Source organism: Oleiphilus messinensis (assembly GCF_002162375.1).
Classification (GTDB): Bacteria; Pseudomonadota; Gammaproteobacteria; order Pseudomonadales; family Oleiphilaceae; genus Oleiphilus; species Oleiphilus messinensis.
This window is the reverse complement of sequence record NZ_CP021425.1, coordinates 3,259,306-3,277,347: the sequence shown is the minus strand read 5'-3', so window position 1 is coordinate 3,277,347 and position 18,042 is coordinate 3,259,306. Positions and strand designations below refer to the sequence as shown.

20 protein-coding genes are annotated in these 18,042 nt (G+C 42.0%); 7 read left to right on the top strand and 13 right to left on the bottom strand.

Going from position 1 to position 18,042, the window contains the following annotated elements; genetic code table 11:
* The 3 genes from OLMES_RS14245 (at position 1) to OLMES_RS14235 (ending at position 2,386) form a co-directional block, all read left to right on the top strand.
* Positions 1 to 672 (top strand): site-specific integrase, encoded by a 672-nt coding sequence (locus OLMES_RS14245; RefSeq protein ID WP_198342982.1) that lies wholly within the window; start codon positions 1 to 3, stop codon positions 670 to 672.
* A gap of 1 nt (position 673) precedes the next feature.
* The gene (gene tnpC, locus OLMES_RS14240) at positions 674 to 1,378 is read left to right on the top strand and encodes an IS66 family transposase (protein ID WP_087461879.1); all 705 of its coding nucleotides are present in this window, start codon (positions 674 to 676) and stop codon (positions 1,376 to 1,378) included.
* Positions 1,379 to 1,540: 162 nt separating this feature from the next.
* Positions 1,541 to 2,386: a hypothetical protein gene (locus tag OLMES_RS14235; protein WP_087461878.1), complete on the top strand. Its 846-nt coding sequence runs from the start codon at positions 1,541 to 1,543 to the stop codon at positions 2,384 to 2,386.
* A 351-nt stretch (positions 2,387 to 2,737) separates the two neighbouring features.
* On the opposite strand, the gene OLMES_RS28865 is transcribed toward OLMES_RS14235, so the two are convergent.
* The 4 genes from OLMES_RS28865 to merR form a co-directional block, all read right to left on the bottom strand.
* On the bottom strand, positions 2,738 to 2,953 hold the full coding sequence (locus tag OLMES_RS28865; protein ID WP_087461877.1) for a GDCCVxC domain-containing (seleno)protein: 216 nt from the start codon (positions 2,951 to 2,953) through the stop codon (positions 2,738 to 2,740).
* On the bottom strand, positions 2,946 to 3,236 hold the full coding sequence (merP, locus tag OLMES_RS14225) for a mercury resistance system periplasmic binding protein MerP (RefSeq protein WP_087461876.1): 291 nt from the start codon (positions 3,234 to 3,236) through the stop codon (positions 2,946 to 2,948). The genes OLMES_RS28865 and merP overlap by 8 nt, the downstream gene beginning before the upstream one ends.
* A gap of 15 nt (positions 3,237 to 3,251) precedes the next feature.
* Positions 3,252 to 3,599 (bottom strand): mercuric transporter MerT family protein, encoded by a 348-nt coding sequence (locus OLMES_RS14220; RefSeq protein ID WP_087461875.1) that lies wholly within the window; start codon positions 3,597 to 3,599, stop codon positions 3,252 to 3,254.
* A gap of 85 nt (positions 3,600 to 3,684) precedes the next feature.
* Positions 3,685 to 4,101: an Hg(II)-responsive transcriptional regulator gene (gene merR / locus OLMES_RS14215; RefSeq protein ID WP_456299492.1), complete on the bottom strand. Its 417-nt coding sequence runs from the start codon at positions 4,099 to 4,101 to the stop codon at positions 3,685 to 3,687.
* An 89-nt stretch (positions 4,102 to 4,190) separates the two neighbouring features.
* Between merR and OLMES_RS14210 the strand changes: the two genes are divergently transcribed.
* Together OLMES_RS14210 and OLMES_RS14205 are read left to right on the top strand one after the other, a co-directional pair.
* Positions 4,191 to 4,628 (top strand): hypothetical protein, encoded by a 438-nt coding sequence (locus OLMES_RS14210; protein WP_087461874.1) that lies wholly within the window; start codon positions 4,191 to 4,193, stop codon positions 4,626 to 4,628.
* Between the two features lie 200 nt (positions 4,629 to 4,828).
* Complete coding sequence (locus OLMES_RS14205) at positions 4,829 to 5,296, top strand: putative metalloprotease CJM1_0395 family protein (protein ID WP_157678310.1); 468 nt, start codon at positions 4,829 to 4,831, stop codon at positions 5,294 to 5,296.
* A gap of 741 nt (positions 5,297 to 6,037) precedes the next feature.
* Here OLMES_RS14205 and OLMES_RS14200 read toward each other — a convergent pair.
* From OLMES_RS14200 to OLMES_RS14165, 8 genes are all read right to left on the bottom strand, one after another.
* Positions 6,038 to 7,081, bottom strand: a complete 1,044-nt coding sequence (locus tag OLMES_RS14200; protein ID WP_087461872.1) for a protein-glutamate methylesterase/protein-glutamine glutaminase — start codon at positions 7,079 to 7,081, stop codon at positions 6,038 to 6,040.
* 173 nt (positions 7,082 to 7,254) lie between these two features.
* Complete coding sequence (locus OLMES_RS14195) at positions 7,255 to 8,613, bottom strand: IS1182 family transposase (protein WP_087459508.1); 1,359 nt, start codon at positions 8,611 to 8,613, stop codon at positions 7,255 to 7,257.
* A 170-nt stretch (positions 8,614 to 8,783) separates the two neighbouring features.
* Positions 8,784 to 9,623 carry a CheR family methyltransferase gene (locus OLMES_RS14190; RefSeq protein ID WP_087461871.1) on the bottom strand — a complete coding sequence of 280 codons (840 nt, stop codon included), beginning with the start codon at positions 9,621 to 9,623 and terminating at the stop codon, positions 8,784 to 8,786.
* 11 nt (positions 9,624 to 9,634) lie between these two features.
* A complete protein-coding gene (locus tag OLMES_RS14185) occupies positions 9,635 to 11,299 on the bottom strand; it encodes a methyl-accepting chemotaxis protein (RefSeq protein ID WP_232465104.1) in 1,665 nt (554 codons plus the stop codon).
* Positions 11,300 to 11,336: 37 nt separating this feature from the next.
* Positions 11,337 to 11,861 carry a chemotaxis protein CheW gene (locus tag OLMES_RS14180; protein WP_087461870.1) on the bottom strand — a complete coding sequence of 175 codons (525 nt, stop codon included), beginning with the start codon at positions 11,859 to 11,861 and terminating at the stop codon, positions 11,337 to 11,339.
* Positions 11,862 to 11,896: 35 nt separating this feature from the next.
* On the bottom strand, positions 11,897 to 14,098 hold the full coding sequence (locus OLMES_RS14175) for a chemotaxis protein CheA (RefSeq protein ID WP_087461869.1): 2,202 nt from the start codon (positions 14,096 to 14,098) through the stop codon (positions 11,897 to 11,899).
* 18 nt (positions 14,099 to 14,116) lie between these two features.
* Positions 14,117 to 14,428, bottom strand: a complete 312-nt coding sequence (locus OLMES_RS14170; RefSeq protein WP_087461868.1) for an STAS domain-containing protein — start codon at positions 14,426 to 14,428, stop codon at positions 14,117 to 14,119.
* Position 14,429: 1 nt separating this feature from the next.
* Positions 14,430 to 14,795 (bottom strand): response regulator, encoded by a 366-nt coding sequence (locus tag OLMES_RS14165; protein ID WP_087461867.1) that lies wholly within the window; start codon positions 14,793 to 14,795, stop codon positions 14,430 to 14,432.
* 435 nt (positions 14,796 to 15,230) lie between these two features.
* On the opposite strand from OLMES_RS14165, the gene OLMES_RS14160 reads away from it, so the two are divergent.
* Both OLMES_RS14160 and OLMES_RS14155 read left to right on the top strand, forming a co-directional pair.
* Positions 15,231 to 15,986, top strand: a complete 756-nt coding sequence (locus tag OLMES_RS14160; protein WP_157678309.1) for a substrate-binding periplasmic protein — start codon at positions 15,231 to 15,233, stop codon at positions 15,984 to 15,986.
* A gap of 98 nt (positions 15,987 to 16,084) precedes the next feature.
* On the top strand, positions 16,085 to 16,975 hold the full coding sequence (locus OLMES_RS14155) for a diguanylate cyclase (protein WP_087461865.1): 891 nt from the start codon (positions 16,085 to 16,087) through the stop codon (positions 16,973 to 16,975).
* A gap of 6 nt (positions 16,976 to 16,981) precedes the next feature.
* On the opposite strand, the gene OLMES_RS14150 is transcribed toward OLMES_RS14155, so the two are convergent.
* A complete protein-coding gene (locus OLMES_RS14150; protein ID WP_087461864.1) occupies positions 16,982 to 17,932 on the bottom strand; it encodes a helix-turn-helix transcriptional regulator in 951 nt (316 codons plus the stop codon).
* Positions 17,933 to 18,042 lie beyond the last annotated feature (110 nt).

Here is an 18,042-nt window from a genome sequence, read left to right as displayed (position 1 = left end):
ATGTTAATGCACTACGGTGGCTTGCGTTTAAGTGAATGTTTGCATTTATGGGTTGAAGATATCATTCCTTGGGATAATATGTCAGCACTGGTGAAAGTGTATCATCCGGCTTTGGGTAAAGATGTATCGAGCCGTCGCTCAAGGCGAGAAATCCTAAGTTGTCAGTATGGTCTCAAACCACGGTATGAGTACCCGAAGTCTAAGTCTATGCATGCTGGATGGAAAGACCCGCTGCTCAATAGTAAAAAACATCGCTATTTCGTTGTTTATTGGTTTCCGTATTCAGTTGGTAAAACCTTCAACGATCTGTGGCGTTTATACCTTAGTCATCAGCGTAGTTCCGATGAAGGAAATCATCCCTTTGCATTTACAACGAGAACTGGAGCACCGCAATCGGTCAACGGGTATAACCAATCACTTAAACGGGCAGTAAACAGAATTGGTTTGCCATTTTCTAAAGATGCCGGTACCACGGCTCATGGCCATCGTCATTCGTATGGACAGGCGTTGGCAGGCAGCGGAGTTGATTCACTAGTAATACGCTCTGCGATGCATCACAAGAGCATTGAGAGTCAGGAAGTTTATACGCAGCTTACCAATATGCAAGTTCAGGCTCACTTGAAGAATGTAGAGTCCACACTCACACATACAATCGATAAAAGGATAAATTGAATTGAGTAATAAATACAAAACATATAGAGAAGCTAAGAGGGTTGCTAAACAACCCGTGGGCAGAGAAAAAGGCATTACCTTGATGGCGTGCTGGGTGCACGTTCGTCGAAAGTTTATCGAAGCCAAAAAGGCACAACCGAAACCCAAGAAAGGAGTGGCGGCGCATCCATCAAAAGTGGATTGGATGATAGATAAAATCGGTCAACTCTATGCCATTGAGAAGGAAGGCAAAAGCTTAAATTCAGAAGAATTGTTTCAGCTAAGAACAACGCAATCGCAACCAGTGCTTGAAGAAATCAAATGCTGGTTGGATGACGCCATTCACACCGTCACCCCAACAGGTAAACTGGGTGAAGCTATCCACTATACGAGCAAATACTGGTCGCGCCTGATGCGCTATTGTGATGATGGCAGACTGCCTATCGACAATAACCCAGTAGAAAATGCAATTCGTCCCTTTGTTATTGGAAGAAAAAATTGGATTTTTTCAGCCTCTGAAAAAGGTGCCCATGCTAGTGCGGGCATCTACAGCATCATTGAAACCTGCCGTGCGAACGGTTTGGAGCCTTATCATTACTTACGCCACATTTTGAAAGAGCTGCCCCAGGCCAAGTCCGTCGATGATTACGAAAGACTATTGCCTTGGAACCTAGATGGGAATACTTTAGTGGATTCACGACTAGCTGACGAGGGTGTGGTTCGTTAACCGGTTACGATTAAATAACCACGGATTATAATCCGCAATTTGAGCTCGATATCTGTAAAAGGTTAATTCATCGGATAATAAAGAGGGGACTTAAGCAAAGTTGAGGCCTCCGATGTGAACGCGGGTTTAAATCAGTTGGTAAAGAATGAAAAGAGTGCCTGTATGTCTGGTGATTTAAATACGCTTACGGTTATCGAGAAGATCACTCTAGCTGCGTTATTGGTAATAGCCCCTCCTGACGGCCGACCCTTTACCAGAAATGCAATTGGAGCCTACACTTTTACGCCAAGCAAAGTTCTAGCGGATCAATTTCTTTTTCAGTTGATTGACAAAGGCATTGTACATACAGAAACAATGACAGATGTTGTATCAACAACTCAGCCTGGCTTCTTGAGCCCTGATGTCAAACTAAGATTGGCCATCAAAAACGATAGAGAGTGTTTTGAGAACCTTATCGAAGGTCTGAATCTTAAGCAGCATGCGTCAACTAGAAACGTAGATGTTGAGGAACTACTGGCTCAGGTATTAGTCGATGAATGCATGATGTTTCTAACAGAGCTTTCTTCATTAGATATTTCAGATTATAAAAATTGTGATGCGATCTACCAGTATCTTGTGGAAATCTTGAGCCAAAGAAGTATTCCAGAGACATTCATGCTGCTATGGCGAGCAGTGAATGATTCAGACCCAATCGAAGATAGATTTTACTACTTGAAAGGTGATGGTGGAGCTAACCTAGAGCGGTTTATCCAGAAAGCCTATCAGTTTCACCTGGAATATAAAGATTCAGGGAAACGGATCAGACCATTCATGAAGAAAGGTAAGGCGCAAACCTCATCAATTACGCTTCTTTTAATGGAGGAGCTTTTTGGTATAGGGGCCTCATACTACAGGCACCCAGCCCCTCTGTTGTCGCAACAACCGGAAAGAGTAATAGAGTATTTGAGTGAGGATGAAAAAGTTTTTCTGAGCGATAGAGTGCCACAATGGTTAGTAAAAGGGTGTTAGGGCTATCTAGAGATCAGAAATATTTGACAGAGACCTAGCCCGCCAATAGAGTTCAGAATGTTCTTGGGTGAACATTTTCTTGATAATCGAGCCTAACTAACTCGATTATCAAGCCTTTCTCTGTAACACCTTTCTCTGTAACACCTTTCTCTGTATCGGCTCGAACCCGATCTTACAGTTTTGAATTCAGGGTTCGACATAGCCAGACAATACGTCGCTGACTTAAAAGTCCGCAAAGTTGCCGCTGAGCAGTCATATAAAGATAGGGATTATTCAGCCAAAATTTGCGTGTGGCAGACTTACGAAAAGAGCACAAAGCTATACCTATTGGGGAACCATCACTTATAAACTTTATGAACAACAGCTTTGATCTTGTTGTATTGGCGGGCAAGGCAAAGTACCGTATGAGCAATAGACGCAACAGTCTCCAGCTTTCGGCTTTAATAGTGTGTGGCATTGTTCGCATTCATAAAACCACTGACAAGCATCAGTCGGCATGGTTTCGAGTTTTTTGTGCCCGCATTCGGGACAGGTCAGTTCTGATTCTAGGACGACGGAATTACTCATCAGAAACCTCCCCCTTTAATTGTGATGGGTAACCTGCATTCGTCGTTGCATTGATTAGTGTCTCGATCTTGGTTTGCTTGTTATCAAACATAACGACGGCTTGTTTTGTGTCATAGCTTACTTCAGCCTTGGATACACCCTTGACATTCTCTAGTGCCTTTTTGACCGTAATGGGGCACATACTACAGTTCATCGAAGGTATATGCAGAGTTGTCTTTTGTTCTTCTGCTAGCACAAAACTACTAAACAAGAACGCGAGTGATACAACAATTAGATTTTTCATAGTGTCTCTCTTTAGTTAGGCAAACAACGGAATCCAATAAGGGCTGCTGACGAACCCTACTGCTACAATGAGGGCAAGTATAAATATAAGCTGTCGTTTTTTACGGGTTGCAGGTAAAGCACATGCGGTACCAGGTTTGCACTGCGAGATAGGCTTAAACACTTGCCAGCCTGCCCAACTTAACAATGCGACTACAGCAACAATAAAATAAGGCCTGTAAGGTTCCAAGACAGTTAGATTAGCAATCCAGGCTCCGCTTACACCAATAGACAGTAAAATGAGTGGCCCCGCGCAACATAAACTGGCACCAATTGCAGCCGCAACACCTCCTATAATCGACCAGTTAGTGTGATTGTTGAACATAAACATCTCCGCTTAAAGGCTTCATTCTGCTTATTGAAAATTATAAACTCCGTATATAGGTACGGAGTCAAGACGCGAAATGATATTAAGGTTGGAGAGAGTCGATGATGGGGCAATGAGTGTCATCATCATTTTCATTACACTGCGAAAGCAAAGCCTCGAGTGCCTTTTCCAAACGTTTAAGGCCTTTCATTTTAGACTGCACCATAGCTAATTTATCTTCAGCAAGTGCTTGCACTTGGCTGCAAGGTGAGTCCGCTAAGCTTAGTAAGTGAGCAATTTCATCTAAGGTAAATCCTAGATCTTTAGAGCGTTGGATAAACCGGATTCGATGAGCAGTTTCTTCTGGATAGTGACGATACCCATCCGTTGGCTTTTCAGGTTGCGTAATAAGCCCCTTACGCTCATAGAAGCGCACGGTTTCTACACTTATATTGAACTTCTTTGCCAGTTTGCTAATTGTTTGGCTCATTTCGGTTGCTCGCTTTAGCTGGCTAAACACATAGAATCACCAAAAGGCTTAAATACTTGACCCTCTAGCTGCTATAGGTTTTATCATCTAAGCTCCGTCAAGTAAACAAGGGCAAATTAGTGAAAGCTACTATTACATCAGAGTTTAATATTTCAGCTGACAACGCATGGCAGCTAGTTAAGAAAAGCAGTACGTTGACCTTCATAACAAAAGGACTCCTATCATTTTCTGACAGCGATCACTTTCCAGCTGAGTGGGTTGAGGGTACGACTGTCATCAGCCGCTTACGATTTTTTGGGCTAATTCCCGCGTGGAGTCATCAGATCCACTTTTTAAAGGTAAGCGATACTGAACTAGAAATCATAACTGAAGAGCAAGGTGGTATCGTTTCCAAATGGAAGCACCGGATCAAAATATCATCTATGAATAAAGGGGCCACCAGCTTATACACCGATGAGGTAGAAATAGAGGCTGGTCTTTTAACGCCCGGTGTTTGGTGGTACGCCAACTTGCTTTATCGTTATCGGCAATTTCGTTGGAAATCACTTAATTCATAACAAATAGACCTTTTATAGCTCATATAAATAGAATGCCTTGTAAAAATTTTCTACTGAAGGCAGGCGCAAGATTCATCTCAGCTCTTAATCCAGGAGACTTAACGAACAACTGAAAAACAAAATTCACCGAAACCTGTACAAATATTAATCAGGCAGGTCTATACTAAGACTTATATAGCGCTTTAATAAGGAGGTTTGTTTTGCAAATCTCTCAGTTTAGTCAGTTCACAAAAGTCCCGTCTTCCGAAGCTAAGTCACAACAGCTAGCTGAAAAGGAACAAGCAGTCAATGCGCACATTCGCGCCCACAAAAGTATAGGTGGAAGCATAACTGGTCCATCGAACATCCAGAAAACGATGTCTCCCGATGGACAGCTTTACACATCAAGCGGTGATGTTGAGATAAGAACAAATATTGTAGACAACGACCCCGAGACTAAACTACTCAGAGCCAAGCTAATACAACGAGTTGCTTTAGCGCCTTCAGACCCAAGCCCTCAAGACTACCAAGTAGCCCAGATAGGGCAGCAAATAGAATCGAGTACATTGACAGAGAAATATCGGTCTATCGCCGCCACGGAGGAAAGTGAGAGAGCCGATAATGACTACAATACTTCTTCTTTTGACCTAGAATATCGCCCCGGTGGTTTAATTAATGTAACGGTTTGAGGCGCAACTCGAAAATAACTCTATGCTAATTGGCCTTATTAATTTCGTCGACAATAAGCTGGTATAGTTGATCTGGACCAAACGACTCCAGGGCCTTTTTATTTACAAAGAAGGTGGGTGTCTTGCTGACTTTCCCTGCAGCGATACATATAAGCTGATCTCTTTTATTGATGTTTTTGAACATATCCCTAGCTTCAAACTCCAAATTATCGTCTGTAATAACTTAATATTTTTCTATATCGGATGGCAGGTTGCTTCACAAAGCGGCCGTCTATTAATCCTTTTTGAAAGGTCAGCTATAGCTCTGATAGCAGATAATGTCTTGTTATTGCAACAGATGTATTGGCCGTCAAAAGTCGTTCACATTCATATCAGACCCTAGATAGTGGTATTTCGAATGTCGCAAGAACAAATGACTTAATCCCACCAAAAAATCCAATGTATATTCTACTGACGAGTCATCATTATCTGAATCTATATCGCTCATAGTTGCCCCTGTTACGGATATATCTTCTTCTGAGAATGGAATTCTTCCCCACTAGCATTAAAGCACTGCGCCGATTGTCTCTATTTTAAGAGGTAAAGATGCATGAGATTTTGGCTTGTATAGAATAGCTACAGGTAAGTCAATTGAGATGGCACTCAAGAGAATGAGGAGCCTCATAAGCCAAACCGGCAATCCACTAATTAAGCCTCAAATCCTTTATGCTAATCTTTTAACTTTTATATATTCAGTTAGCTTTATATTTTATCTGCAATTTGGTCGAGACTGATTTCAAAGTTTACCGCCCCAAGCTTGATAGCCTCTTTTGGCATTCCAAATACAACACAAGATGCTTCATCTTGAGCTATTGTTTGTGCCCCGGCGCTCTGCATGGCTAGCAAACCTTGAGCGCCATCATCTCCCATTCCCGTCATTATGATGCCCGTCGCATTTTGTTTTACATGTTTGGCTACGGACCGAAACAATACATCAACTGAAGGGCAGTGCCGGTTTACGGCCGGACCCGAAAAGACTCTGGTAATATATTGTGCTCCAGAACGTTCTACTTCTATGTGTTTACCTCCCGGTGCAATTAGAGCTCGGCCTGGAATTATTCTATCTCCAGAACGGGCTTCTATTACTTCAATTGCACATATACTGTTAAGTCGATTAGCAAAAGCCTCAGTAAACTTCTCTGGCATATGCTGAACAATCACGATGCCGGGGCATGTTCTCGGGAGGGCTGTTAACACTACTTCCAGAGCTTGGACTCCTCCTGTTGATGTTCCAATCGCAATAACTCTATCAGTCGTCTTCGACATGCCTGTTAGATCAGGGAGTATATTTTCTTCAGGTGGTTTAGTCTTAACTGAGCGAATCAGCTTTGCATCACGCGTACTTACATTAGCTTTTGCGGCGTTGCGCACAGTATGCTGAATTTGTTTTTCCGCATCTTCCAAAAAGCCCTTTATACCTAGTTCTGGCTTGGTAATGATATCGACAGCTCCGGCTGCTAGCGCATTCAAGCTTAGCTCGGTACCTTTCACTGCCAATGAAGAGCAAATTACCACTGGCGTCGGCCTATCGATCATTATTTTTCTGAGAAAAGTGATGCCATCCATACGTGGCATTTCGATATCTAGAACAATGATATCTGGCCATTTTTTCTCCATTTTCCCTAAGGCAAAGACAGGATCGGAAGCGACATCATAAACGTTTATATCCTTAGCTTTGTTCAAGATTTTACTTATTACTTGCCGAACAACAGCAGAGTCATCAACAACTAAAACTTCAATACTCATAATTCATGCCTGTAGAAAAGGGTTGCTAGGAGTCTGTCGGATTGGCAAAACTCAAACCATCCTCAGTCACATAGCCGGTTGAATTTTAGTTGATCGAGCATATATCTAAGTCCGGGGCTTTTCGATAGCTTTGGAAACGAAAAATGCTTCCTACAAAGCTTTTGTTTACGACCTTAAGCCACCTTTAACGCATGAATTCGCTTCAGATTCCAAGCGAGACACACTAAACTCCATTCACTCTGCACTGAATCAAAACCCCTCAGTAAAAATTGACGAAAACCAAGAACATGCTTAATTATTCCAAAGACCGTTTCTACGGTGGACTTCCTTTGGCCGTATGCCTCTCGACCTGCCTTGGTTTGCAAGCGGTGTTTCATCGCCGCAACTGCTGTCGGATTCTCTGGCGCTTCCTGATCTTCGGCTAAGCGTTCCTTAAGCGGCAAATTGTGGTGATGGCGTTTTTCGGGTATTAAGGGCTCAACACCTGCCGATTCACATTTCTCGGTATTGGCTTCGCTAAAGTAACCCGTATCGGCAAGCAGTTGACGAACCGCCCCCAGGCTCTCCGGTAACTGATCAAGATTCTCCAGCGTGGAAGAGACTTCCAGTTTGTCATTTGGGGACTGACTCAGATGCTGCTCCACAATGAGATACGTTTCAATATCAACACCTGCCTGAGCGTTGTAAGCCTGCTCAAAGCCGCCCTGTGTCGGCATAATGCGCGACTCTTCATCTGTTAGATTAACTTGATCCTTGGGCAGCGGCCCTTCAGAAGGGGCGACAGGTTGACGCCCTCTAGGCTTTTTTCCCGTCTCTTCCTCATAGCATTTGCGCCGTTCCACCTTTTCTTCATATGCGGCTTGTTCACGTTCAAAGCGCTCTTTGGCGCGGGCCTGAATTTTCTTCTTGGCTTGCGCAATGGTGTTCAATCGCTGCTCGCGGCGCGCCAACTCTTCAGGCACGTTCATCTCTTCAGGTAGCGTAGCGTTGTCGGCCTCTTCAGCCTTTTGCATCAGTTCTACAACTTCCGCCTTAAGCTGCTCTTCCAGCTTGTTGGCATATTCCCAGCTCAGTGCCTTGTGCTTGCTGGCGTTGGCTTTGATTTTAGTACCGTCAAGGCTTACAGTGCCCAGCTTCAGTAACCCCATCGTTTCAGCGATTAGTAGAATATCGACAAACAATCCCTCGATTTCTTTTAGAAACCGCTTGCGAAAGGTGGCAATCGTGTCGTGATCGGGATAAGAATTTGCGCAGATGTAGCGCACAGCAATGGAATCGTATGCTGCTTTCTCCAACTTCCGGCTTGAGAAAACGCCGGTGGCATAGCCATAGAATAATAGTGCGACCAGCATGGCTGGATGATAAGGCTTTTTTCCTCTGCCAGAATAAACATCAGTGAATGCGCTTAAATCCAGTTGTTCGACAATTTCAACGACAAAACAGGCCAAGTGATCTTCGGGCAAATAGTCTTGTACGCTTGGGGGTAGTAAATAAGGAGTTTTTCTGTCTAATTGTTTAAACTGAACAGCCATATTTGTTCGTCTTATTTGTGTTTTTGGGATCTTCTATATTAACCGATTTGATGTGAATAATCCGACAGACTCCTAGGCTTTCAAAATTTCGTAGTTAAGCCTGAGTATTAACATATGGTCTGAGTGTCATAAGATTGTTCTATGGGATATAACGTATTTAGTAAGCGCAATCATGAAGCAATATCTGGCTCAAATTGCATGATAGCGGGCTGTATTGTTTTTAGCTTAGGATGAATACCGTGAAAACTTTCAGAGTGCCCTACGAACAAATATCCCCCTGGAACCAGATGAGTCATTATCTTTAGAATAATTTTGCGTTTAAGTGATTCATCAAAATAGATTAGTACGTTTCGCAAAAAAATTAGCTCAAATTTTCCTATACCTTTGAAATCATCTAGTAAATTTAGGTGTCTGAACTGTACCTTTGTCCGTAAATCGGGAGAGATTCGAAGATGGTTCGAGAACGCATTCTGCCCTTTTAGGCAGAATCTTCTTCTATATTGTGGCGACAATTCTGACATGCGAGAATCCAGGTATATAGCCCTTCTTGCGCTTTTTAGAACGGTGCAATTTACGTCTGTAGCTAACAATGACCACGTGGCGGGGCACTTATCTTCCAGTAACATTGCTATGCTATAGGGCTCTTCACCAGTTGAGCAGGCAGCGCTCCACACCCTGAAAGGACGAGTCTTAGGGTAAGTATGTAGTATCATTTCTGAAAGGAAATCAAAGTGCTTCGGTTCTCGAAAGAAGTAGGTCTCATTGGTCGTAATGAGGTCGAGTGCAATTTGCTTTTCATCTGAGTTACAGCGATCGGTTATCAATGAATAATAGTCCCTAAACGAATCCAGCTTCAAATGACATAATCTCTTGGAAAGCCTATGGCCAAGCATTGCTCTTTTTTGAGGTTGCAGAGATATACCAAGCTCCTTGAGAATAAATTGCTGGAATAAGCAAAACTCTTCTATACTTGGTATATTTAACTGGTTGCTAGCCTCATGCAAACGCATCAAAATGTTTCTTAGCTGTAACTTACAAAGTTCTGGTCATCCTCATCTTGAGGGTTTCCAGGTCGATGACTATTTAAATCGTTTGATTGTTCTGTTTGATTCTGTGTCGAAGTAGTAAAAGGAGCTTGAGAAGACTTGGGAGATTTATTTAGAGAGAAATAACTAACGGATTCTTGTAAGCGCATAGCTTGTGCGCTCATTTCTTCGGATGTAGAACTTAATTCTTCTGAAGCCGCCGCATTTTGTTGCATCGTTTGACTAACTTGACTGATCGCAGAATTTATTTGTTGAACACCTGAGGTTTGCTCTGAAGATGCTGCGGCAATTTCTTGAACAAGGTCGGCGGTTTTGTTTATGGACGGGACTATCTCTTCGAGTGAATTTCCTGCTGACTCAGCAAGCTTAACGCTCTCTTTCGCCAATTCACTTATTTCTTGGGCTGCAACCTGGCTACGCTCGGCAAGCTTACGAACTTCAGAGGCTACTACAGCGAATCCTTTTCCGTGATCTCCTGCTCGTCCAGCCTCTATCGCTGCATTGAGAGCTAATAAGTTCGTTTGATAGGCAATATCATCAACAATGCTGATGCGGTCTGCAATTTTCTGCATAGCTTCAACAGTTTCAGAAACTGCTTTGCCACCGGTTTTTGCTTCGTTAGCTGCTTTTTGCGCCATGCCGTCGGTAATACTAGCGTTCTCATTGTTTTGAGCAATGGATGCTGACATCTCTTCAACAGAAGCAGATGTTTGCTCAACACTCGCTGACTGAACTGAAGCGCCCTTAGCTAAAGATTGAGATGTAGAGCTGACTTCTTCTGACGCAGATGCAAGTGAATCGGCTGAAGAACGAACTTCCTGAATCACCTGAGTTAGTTGCTCTTTCATGTTGTCGATTCTGAAAAGCAAGGAACGCTTATCTTTAGGGTGTAGATCTATCCTGATATCAAGATTGCCGTTGGCTACGCTGTCGACTACTCGAGCTGCATAACTTGGTTCACCGCCTAGAGTCTTTAGAAGATCCCAAAAGATCCAGATCATAACCAAAATTACAAAAACTGACGCAATCACCATCACTATTATAGAGGCCTGCTTTATATCGGAATAATCAGATTCCATTGATACGCCGGTGCTTTCGATTAACTCGTAGAAAGCAGTTTCCGTTTCCTCTGTTACCTCTTTCATGGTTTGACTCGTAGGTCGGTCTACACCTTTGACCAGTTTATCAACTTTTTGCCCAGCTAATTTATCCTTCTCATCAAATTCCTTGATGGCTTTGGTATAGGCTGTGCGCAGATCGGCATGATTCTTTTTAACTGTTTCTAACTTTGATGTATCTAGGCCAATGCTTTGAGAGTGCTCAATCGCTTTTGATAAAGCGCCTTGAACTTTGTCTGAAGAGTTCAGGAAACGCTTATAGTATTTGTCATATTGCTTTTGGTCATTGCCACGAAGTAGCACATTCTTCCATTCTTGTACTTGTGTTTTAAAAACAAGGTGAGCGTGATTGACCTCCTTCAGTATAGCGACGTTGGATGTCACAGCATCAAAATTTCGCTTAGTCGAGTTATGATATTCACCTAGTTCAGAAATCGATGTCACGCCCAGAAAAGTAAGCGCTGAGGTGATTAACAATCCTAAGAAAATTATTCTTATCTTGAGTCCTATTTTTGTTAACATGTCGGTGTCCTCTATTCAAGTTTATTAAGTCGTTTTATTAATCTTCTGTCGCTTGAAACTCTGCTTCTACAAGACTGGCCAACTCGATAGGAGACAATGTTTTTTCAGCATCTAATAAGATCACAAATTGCTCCTCTTTTTTGGCAATGCCCAGGATAAATTCAGCCCGTATGTTTGCACCAAAAGCAGGTGCTTCCTCAACATCAGAGGTATCAAGTTCAACAACTTCACTTACCGAATCGACAAGTAAGCCGAGCACATGTTTTTGTTCGTAACTGTGGAGTTCAATGATGACAATACATGTTCGCTTGTGCAGTTTAATTGGATCTCTACCGAGTCTGATTGCAAGATCAATGACTGGTACCACTTCTCCGCGAAGGTTTATTACTCCGCTCATGAAACCTGGCATCAAAGGTACATCTGTGACATCTGAGTACTCGAGTATCTCTCTGGTCTGATGTAGTTCCATACCAAAATATTCATTATTCAAACAAAAGGTAAGGAACTGTCTTCTGTTTTTAGGTTCGTCGATAGATCTGTCAGGGCTAGAGTCTTTTGACACAACGGAACTCCTATAGTAATTACGTGATAGCTATTTCATTCGTTTACGGTGAACGTTGTACCTTCATTGGAAATCACTGATTCAATCAATTGGGGGATATCCAGTATGAAAGCTATTTCACCATTGCCAAGTAAGGTTGATCCGCCAATTCCTCTAAGGGGTTTGAATATTGGGCCTAGCGGCTTGACGACTGTCTGAATTTCTCCATGGAGTTGGTCGGCGACAATACCAGCAGTAAATTCGCCGTAGCGCGCAATTACTAAATTCTCTGTATGCGAAGAGGCTGACTTACCTTCTCTATACAAATAGCTTGCGGTCTCTCCTTCAGATGGTGAAATCTTGAAAACATCCCCAAGTTTGATAAAGGGAATCATTTCTCCTCTTACGTTAATACAGTTGCGGTTTTCCATTTTTTCGTGGGATCCGAGGTCTGTACATTCCACGACAGAGGATTGAGGAACTATGAAGTGTGTGTTTCCACTCTGAACGTGAAACCCATCAATAATAGCTAGTGTTAGAGGTAATCGAATTTGAAATCGAGTGCCAAAGCCAACCTTGCTGTTAATATCAATAGTGCCCTGAAGTGCTTCGACATTTCGTTTCACTACATCCATTCCAACTCCCCGACCAGAAAGGTTAGTGACACTTTCGGCGGTAGAAAAACCTGGATGAAACACCAAATGCAATAACTCTTGATCTGATAAATTTGCATCTTCGGAGATTATTTCTTTGATGACAGCTTTGGCTCGAATTTTTTCAGGAGCTATACCTCCTCCATCGTCACTCACTTCGATCACTATGCTGCCTGCTTCGTGAAAAGCAGCCATTTTAATAGTGCCAGTCTCGCTTTTACCATTTGCAAGACGTTGCTCCTTGGCTTCAATTCCGTGGTCTATGGCATTGCGAATGATGTGGGTAAGCGGATCACCAAGTTTTTCAACCATTAGGCGATCTAGTTCCGTTTCAGTCCCCTCTAGTATTAGATTAATATCCTTGCCAAGTTCCTGTGCAGTATCTCGAACAATTCGCTTAAACTTCTGAAAGGTCGAGCCTATTTGAACCATCCGCAGATTCAGTGCTGCATCACGTAGCTGTTCAGTGAAGTTTTCTAAATCACCAACAGCTTCGATAAGAGACTCATGGCGCGTTTCTCCTGCCAATAGGTTTACCCTTTGTCGGTTGATCACTAGTTCGCCAATAAGATTTATTAGGTGATCCAAGCGGTCTGCATCGATTCGTATTAACTGTGAAGAAGGTTTCTTTCTTTCTTTCGTATCTTCTTGCTTTTCTGCTGCTGCATTAACTACCTTCTCTGGGAGGCCACTGCTTTCAACAAGCACTTCACCTATTTTACGGCTCTGATTGCTACTCTTGGTCTCATTCTCCTGGACTTGCAATGCTTTGCAGAGAGTCTCGCTTGAAATGGCACCGCACCCTACTAGAATCTCACCTATACGCTTGTCATCTTCTGGTAGCGCCTCAATTAGAGCTATGTACTCCTCGATTGTACTGTTAGGTGGGATAATTCGGATTTCCGAGTCTTCTCTAACAAATGTGAAGGTATTTTCGATCTCCTCTCTGCTGGAGTTAGATTGAAGAGATATTTCGTAACCGAGATATAGAGTTTCAGCATCAAATTCTTCAATATCGGGCAATGAATCTTCGAGCGTAATAATCTGCCTTAATTCACCAATTGAACTGAGGTAGTTTAGAAATGAGATGGGATCCATTCCATTTCGCAAACAGTCTTTAGATAAGCGAAGAGAAAGATGCCAGTCTCCTGTTGCTCCTTCTGTTTCTAGACCCACTTTGTCGACTATCTTTTTTTCATGTATATCGGCGTCATTTGACTTAAACCAAGGTATCAAACCATCGAGCAGTTGCTTTCCTGTTTGAGCTAGATTTGGAGAGTCATTAAATGCTTCAAGGTCGTGATTAATTAGCTCCGCAATGTGGTCTCTACATTTGAATATGATGTTAAGAAGTTCCTCTTCTAGCCTTATTTCATCATCTCTGGCACGGTCGAGAATGTTCTCAACAACATGAGTAAACTCTACTATGTGATCTAGACCAAAAATACCTGCAGACCCTTTGATAGTATGCGCTGATCTAAAAATCTCGTTCAATACATCACTATCATATTCGCCCGAATCAAGTCGAAGTAAAGCATCTTCCATAGATTCTAGAAGCTCTTGAGATTCAGCGTAAAAAGTACCTAGTGCACCTTCTAATTCCACTTAAATATCCACCCTAACTCATAGCCAATCAGCCGCATCGAATCTTGATGTTAGATCGAACAGGCTCACATATCGTTCAACGCATTTAGAAACTGGTCCCAATGAAATATTGTGCCCCTTACTCTTGATTTGTTTTTTAAGCATGAGCAAGATCTGTATCCCAGAAGTATCAACTTCTTCCACTTCATCTAGTCTTAGTAAGACATGCTTATCGGTCGAAAATGACTTAACATAATTTGTGAATAAATCTTCAGCGCAGTAAATTGTAAGCTCGCCACCAATTGATACTTCCTTATGTGTTTCTGTTTCTATAACTTCAAAACGGAACATCTTAAGGTACCAAAGTTTTTACTGCTTGAATCATCTGTTCAGGTTTGAAGGGTTTAACCATCCATGCCCTAACACCTGCGGCCTTGCCAGCTTGTTTTGTCTTATCGTCGCCTTCGGTAGTTAGCATTACTATAGGAGTAAACTTATGTTGGGGGTTTTGTTTAATCTCTTTTGCCATTGAAATGCCATCCATGTTGGGCATATTGACGTCTGAGATAATTAGGTGAACTCGGCGTGTATTGAGTTTGGCTAGGCCATCTTTGCCATCCTCAGCTTCGATGACATTATAACCGACTGCTGATAGTGCTTCAGATACCACGTGCCTGACGCTAGCAGAATCATCAACGATCAATATGGTTTTCGACATTTAGAACTCCAAAAGTTTGCATGTAGCGAATGAGTTTCGTTTTATATTTTTTAAAATGAAATACTAGACTTTGTTCAATATAGTGCGCATGAAGGTTGCGAATTTGGATTGTTCGTTATTTGGATAATTGTTGATTGCGCATATTGTGGATTGCATCCAAACTACTTTATAGATTGAGTATTTAAGGAGTTGATGGAAATCGGAGAAGTGCCAAGTTCCAGCATCCTCCTTTTAGTCTGCTGTTGTAGCTTATTCGTATTCTTAACTGGTTCAGTGAAATGTTCAAAAGACTGGTTTTAATGTGGACATTTGGGAGCGGGGATGATGTTCGTTTGGATGGTAGTTATTGGCTATGAGGACAAAGAGCATTTAAGTTTTTTAAAAGTATTTGTGAATAGCCGACTCAGCGCCTGAATGTATGAGGACAATTGAATAATGCCTTTTATCCATGCTTTATGCTTAACGCTTTCTTTTGTTTCTTTTTTCTCCTATGCAGAAGAAAGAGCCATGATTTCTGTCGTTACACCTGAGTACAAAGGTTATACAAACGCGGATGGTAGTGGGCTCATTTTCGATATATTGGGTGCAGTATATGACTCTCAAAAGTATAAGATAAAAATCGCCTTTGTTCCCTGGAAAAGAGCTCAACTCCTTGTTTCGAAGAAGAAAGCCCACATGATGCTCGGGAATATACAGCACAACATCATCGATGGAATGATTAGACCTAAACACCCTTTATTTGTAGAGCAGACAGGGGCGATATATAAGAAAGAAAGGTATCAATGGAATGGTCTGGAGTCATTGTCTAATAAGCATTTAGTGTGGGTAAGAGGATATTCTTACAACAAGAGGCCTGAGTTACAGAAATTGGAATATAAATATGATGCACTCAATAGTTTTCCGATTGCCTGGAATAGGCTAAAAAATGATAGGCATGCCGATGTTCTAGTTTCTTCATTAACTGAGTTAAGAATTTATGAGTCTCTTGACTATATCGACCTTAGTGATTTTGAGGTCAATGTGTTGTGGAGCGAGAACGCATATATTGCTTTTTCGGATGAGCCATTTTCTAAAAAGCTTGCAGAAATATATGATCGAAAGATCATTGATCTACTCGAGTCAGGAAGGCTTAAAGCTATGTTCTTAGAAGCGGGTCATCCATTTCAAGAGGGTATCTGGGTTAATCAGTAAAAGTTATGTCCATAAAACGAATAGAATGAAGGTAACCTGTCTATAACTGCTAGCATGATAATAGATTCATTAAATTGTTCGTTAGAGGTTAATAGACGATGGAGTTTCCTGGTTCGATCCCTGGAGAAGTAGTTCTAAATAGTCTGCCAGTGAGTATATTGGTTATAGATAACGCAGGATATATTCGCTATGTAAATAGAACGCTTCTAAAGCTCTTTAAATACGAGCAATCTGAATTGATTAACCAAAGTTTGAGTATATTACTTCCTCCAGAAGCTAAGAGTGCTCACGCTGATTGCGCTGCCAGATACTTTTCGTCTAAGGATGAAAAGGCTATGAATAAAGGGCGATTGGTAAGTGGTGTTGCCAGCGATGGTGAATTGTTGAACTTAGAAATAGGCTTGACTGCTTTGGAAAGTGCTGATTCCGAATATGCCTTGGCCACCATACTTAGTTCCTCTAGCTCTGTTCTGCGTATCAATGCCTATTATGATGAGCTTACAGGTTTGCCAAAAAGATTTCTTTTTAAAGAAATGTCGTCTAAATCGATTCAGGCATGTGAACGAAAAGGGAATAAGTTTGCTTTGCTATTTATTGATTTAGATGGCTTTAAGTTGGTGAATGACAACCTGGGGCATATAGAGGGAGATAGGGTTTTGAGAATGGTTGCAAAAGAGCTGCAATCAACTGTTAGGCGAAGTGATATTGTGGGAAGGGTTGGTGGTGATGAGTTCGTGGTATTTATGAGCGACATAGAGTCAGTCATGTCAGCTAGAATATCTGCCCAACGTCTGAGAGATAAGATACGAGGACTTGCGTTACCTCAGAAAATTGATGCCAGTATAGGCTTAATCACTAGTGATTGCGCTAGTAGTCACAACCTAGATGATTTGATAGAAATGGCAGACCAGTTAATGTATGTGGGAAAGCGATCGGGCAAAGGTAGAGTTGTCGCTTCAAATACTGGTTCCGAAGCGGAAAATAGCTAAGATTTTTTAATTACTATTGATCCATAATTTATTTATTTTGCTTAGTCTGCTTGCCATCTCGTTGACCTTGAGAGAAAGGATACTTTCAAACTCCTGGTTGAGTCTGCCCATGTGGTGTAACCCTGCTCTAGAAGCTGCTTCGCGGACTGTGCTGTATTGTTGAAGCTCTTTAGCAAGTTGTCTATATCGATAATGCTTGAGTACCGACATGGGGGAGCAACCAAACCGCTGCTTGTAAACCAATTGAAGGTTTCTCGTAGTAGTGTTGCTATAGCACGCGATTTCGGCGACAGAAATGTTATTCATATATTGGCTTGATATATAGTCTAGAGACCGGTTCAGAATTTTCTGTCTTGTATTTATTGTGGGTTGTATGCCTGAATAGTTGTCCTGAATCTTGCTGATAAGCGAGATGGTAGAGCTGTCCAAAATATTTGAAATATGGTTTGGCTCGAATCGACTTGTGTCACCCTTAATATACTTAAGGTATCTTGAGAGTGCAAAAAGCTCGGTACTTTCAAAGTCCCGCCTCTTGATAGTGCTTCGATTGTGGTAAAGCCACTCTTGTTCTATTGGTGTTATTAGGTTTGAAAGACATGACGTGTCCATAACTATGCATTGATAGGTCGCTTGATCAGGTATTTCCCATCTTGCATATTCTCCTTGAGAAATTATAAAACTCTGGTTGTGGCCTTCTGGGTGATTGACATATGTGTTTATGGAATGTTTGTCATAGCATGGGAGTTCAAGGCCGAAGATGTCCTTGGGTGCTTGGAATTCTTCGAGAACGCTACCAGAGTTGTATCTAGAAATCAGGGATGCCCCGGTCGAGCTTCCAATTATTTGTACGTCAATTTTGACATTCTTATCTAAAGGCGTCGTGACCAAATTGAAGTTTTCAAGTCCTTTGTCGTACTCAACTGGAGTGAGATTGCTAAATTTTACTTCGTCTATCACCGCATATTTCCTATTTCTGCTCTTTACGGCGCAGTTCGTCCTTGATCTTTCCGAGTAGCTCAACCTGGCGGCCTACGCTGTGCTGCAATTTTATGTTTAGTTCATTTAAT

Excerpts from the sequence above, each read along its gene's own strand:
- OLMES_RS14165 (WP_087461867.1), bottom strand. The coding sequence starts at position 14,795 with ATGTCGAAAACCATATTGATCGTTGATGATTCTGCTAGCGTCAGGCAC.
- OLMES_RS14160 (WP_157678309.1), top strand. The coding sequence starts at position 15,231 with ATGCCTTTTATCCATGCTTTATGCTTAACGCTTTCTTTTGTTTCTTTT.
- OLMES_RS14220 (WP_087461875.1), bottom strand. The coding sequence starts at position 3,599 with ATGTTCAACAATCACACTAACTGGTCGATTATAGGAGGTGTTGCGGCT.
- OLMES_RS28865 (WP_087461877.1), bottom strand. The coding sequence starts at position 2,953 with ATGAGTAATTCCGTCGTCCTAGAATCAGAACTGACCTGTCCCGAATGC.
- OLMES_RS14185 (WP_232465104.1), bottom strand. The coding sequence starts at position 11,299 with ATGTTAACAAAAATAGGACTCAAGATAAGAATAATTTTCTTAGGATTG.
- OLMES_RS14170 (WP_087461868.1), bottom strand. The coding sequence starts at position 14,428 with ATGTTCCGTTTTGAAGTTATAGAAACAGAAACACATAAGGAAGTATCA.
- merP (WP_087461876.1), bottom strand. The coding sequence starts at position 3,236 with ATGAAAAATCTAATTGTTGTATCACTCGCGTTCTTGTTTAGTAGTTTT.
- OLMES_RS14200 (WP_087461872.1), bottom strand. The coding sequence starts at position 7,081 with ATGAGTATTGAAGTTTTAGTTGTTGATGACTCTGCTGTTGTTCGGCAA.
- OLMES_RS14235 (WP_087461878.1), top strand. The coding sequence starts at position 1,541 with ATGTCTGGTGATTTAAATACGCTTACGGTTATCGAGAAGATCACTCTA.
- OLMES_RS14155 (WP_087461865.1), top strand. The coding sequence starts at position 16,085 with ATGGAGTTTCCTGGTTCGATCCCTGGAGAAGTAGTTCTAAATAGTCTG.
- OLMES_RS14245 (WP_198342982.1), top strand. The coding sequence starts at position 1 with ATGTTAATGCACTACGGTGGCTTGCGTTTAAGTGAATGTTTGCATTTA.
- OLMES_RS14190 (WP_087461871.1), bottom strand. The coding sequence starts at position 9,623 with ATGCGTTTGCATGAGGCTAGCAACCAGTTAAATATACCAAGTATAGAA.
- OLMES_RS14195 (WP_087459508.1), bottom strand. The coding sequence starts at position 8,613 with ATGGCTGTTCAGTTTAAACAATTAGACAGAAAAACTCCTTATTTACTA.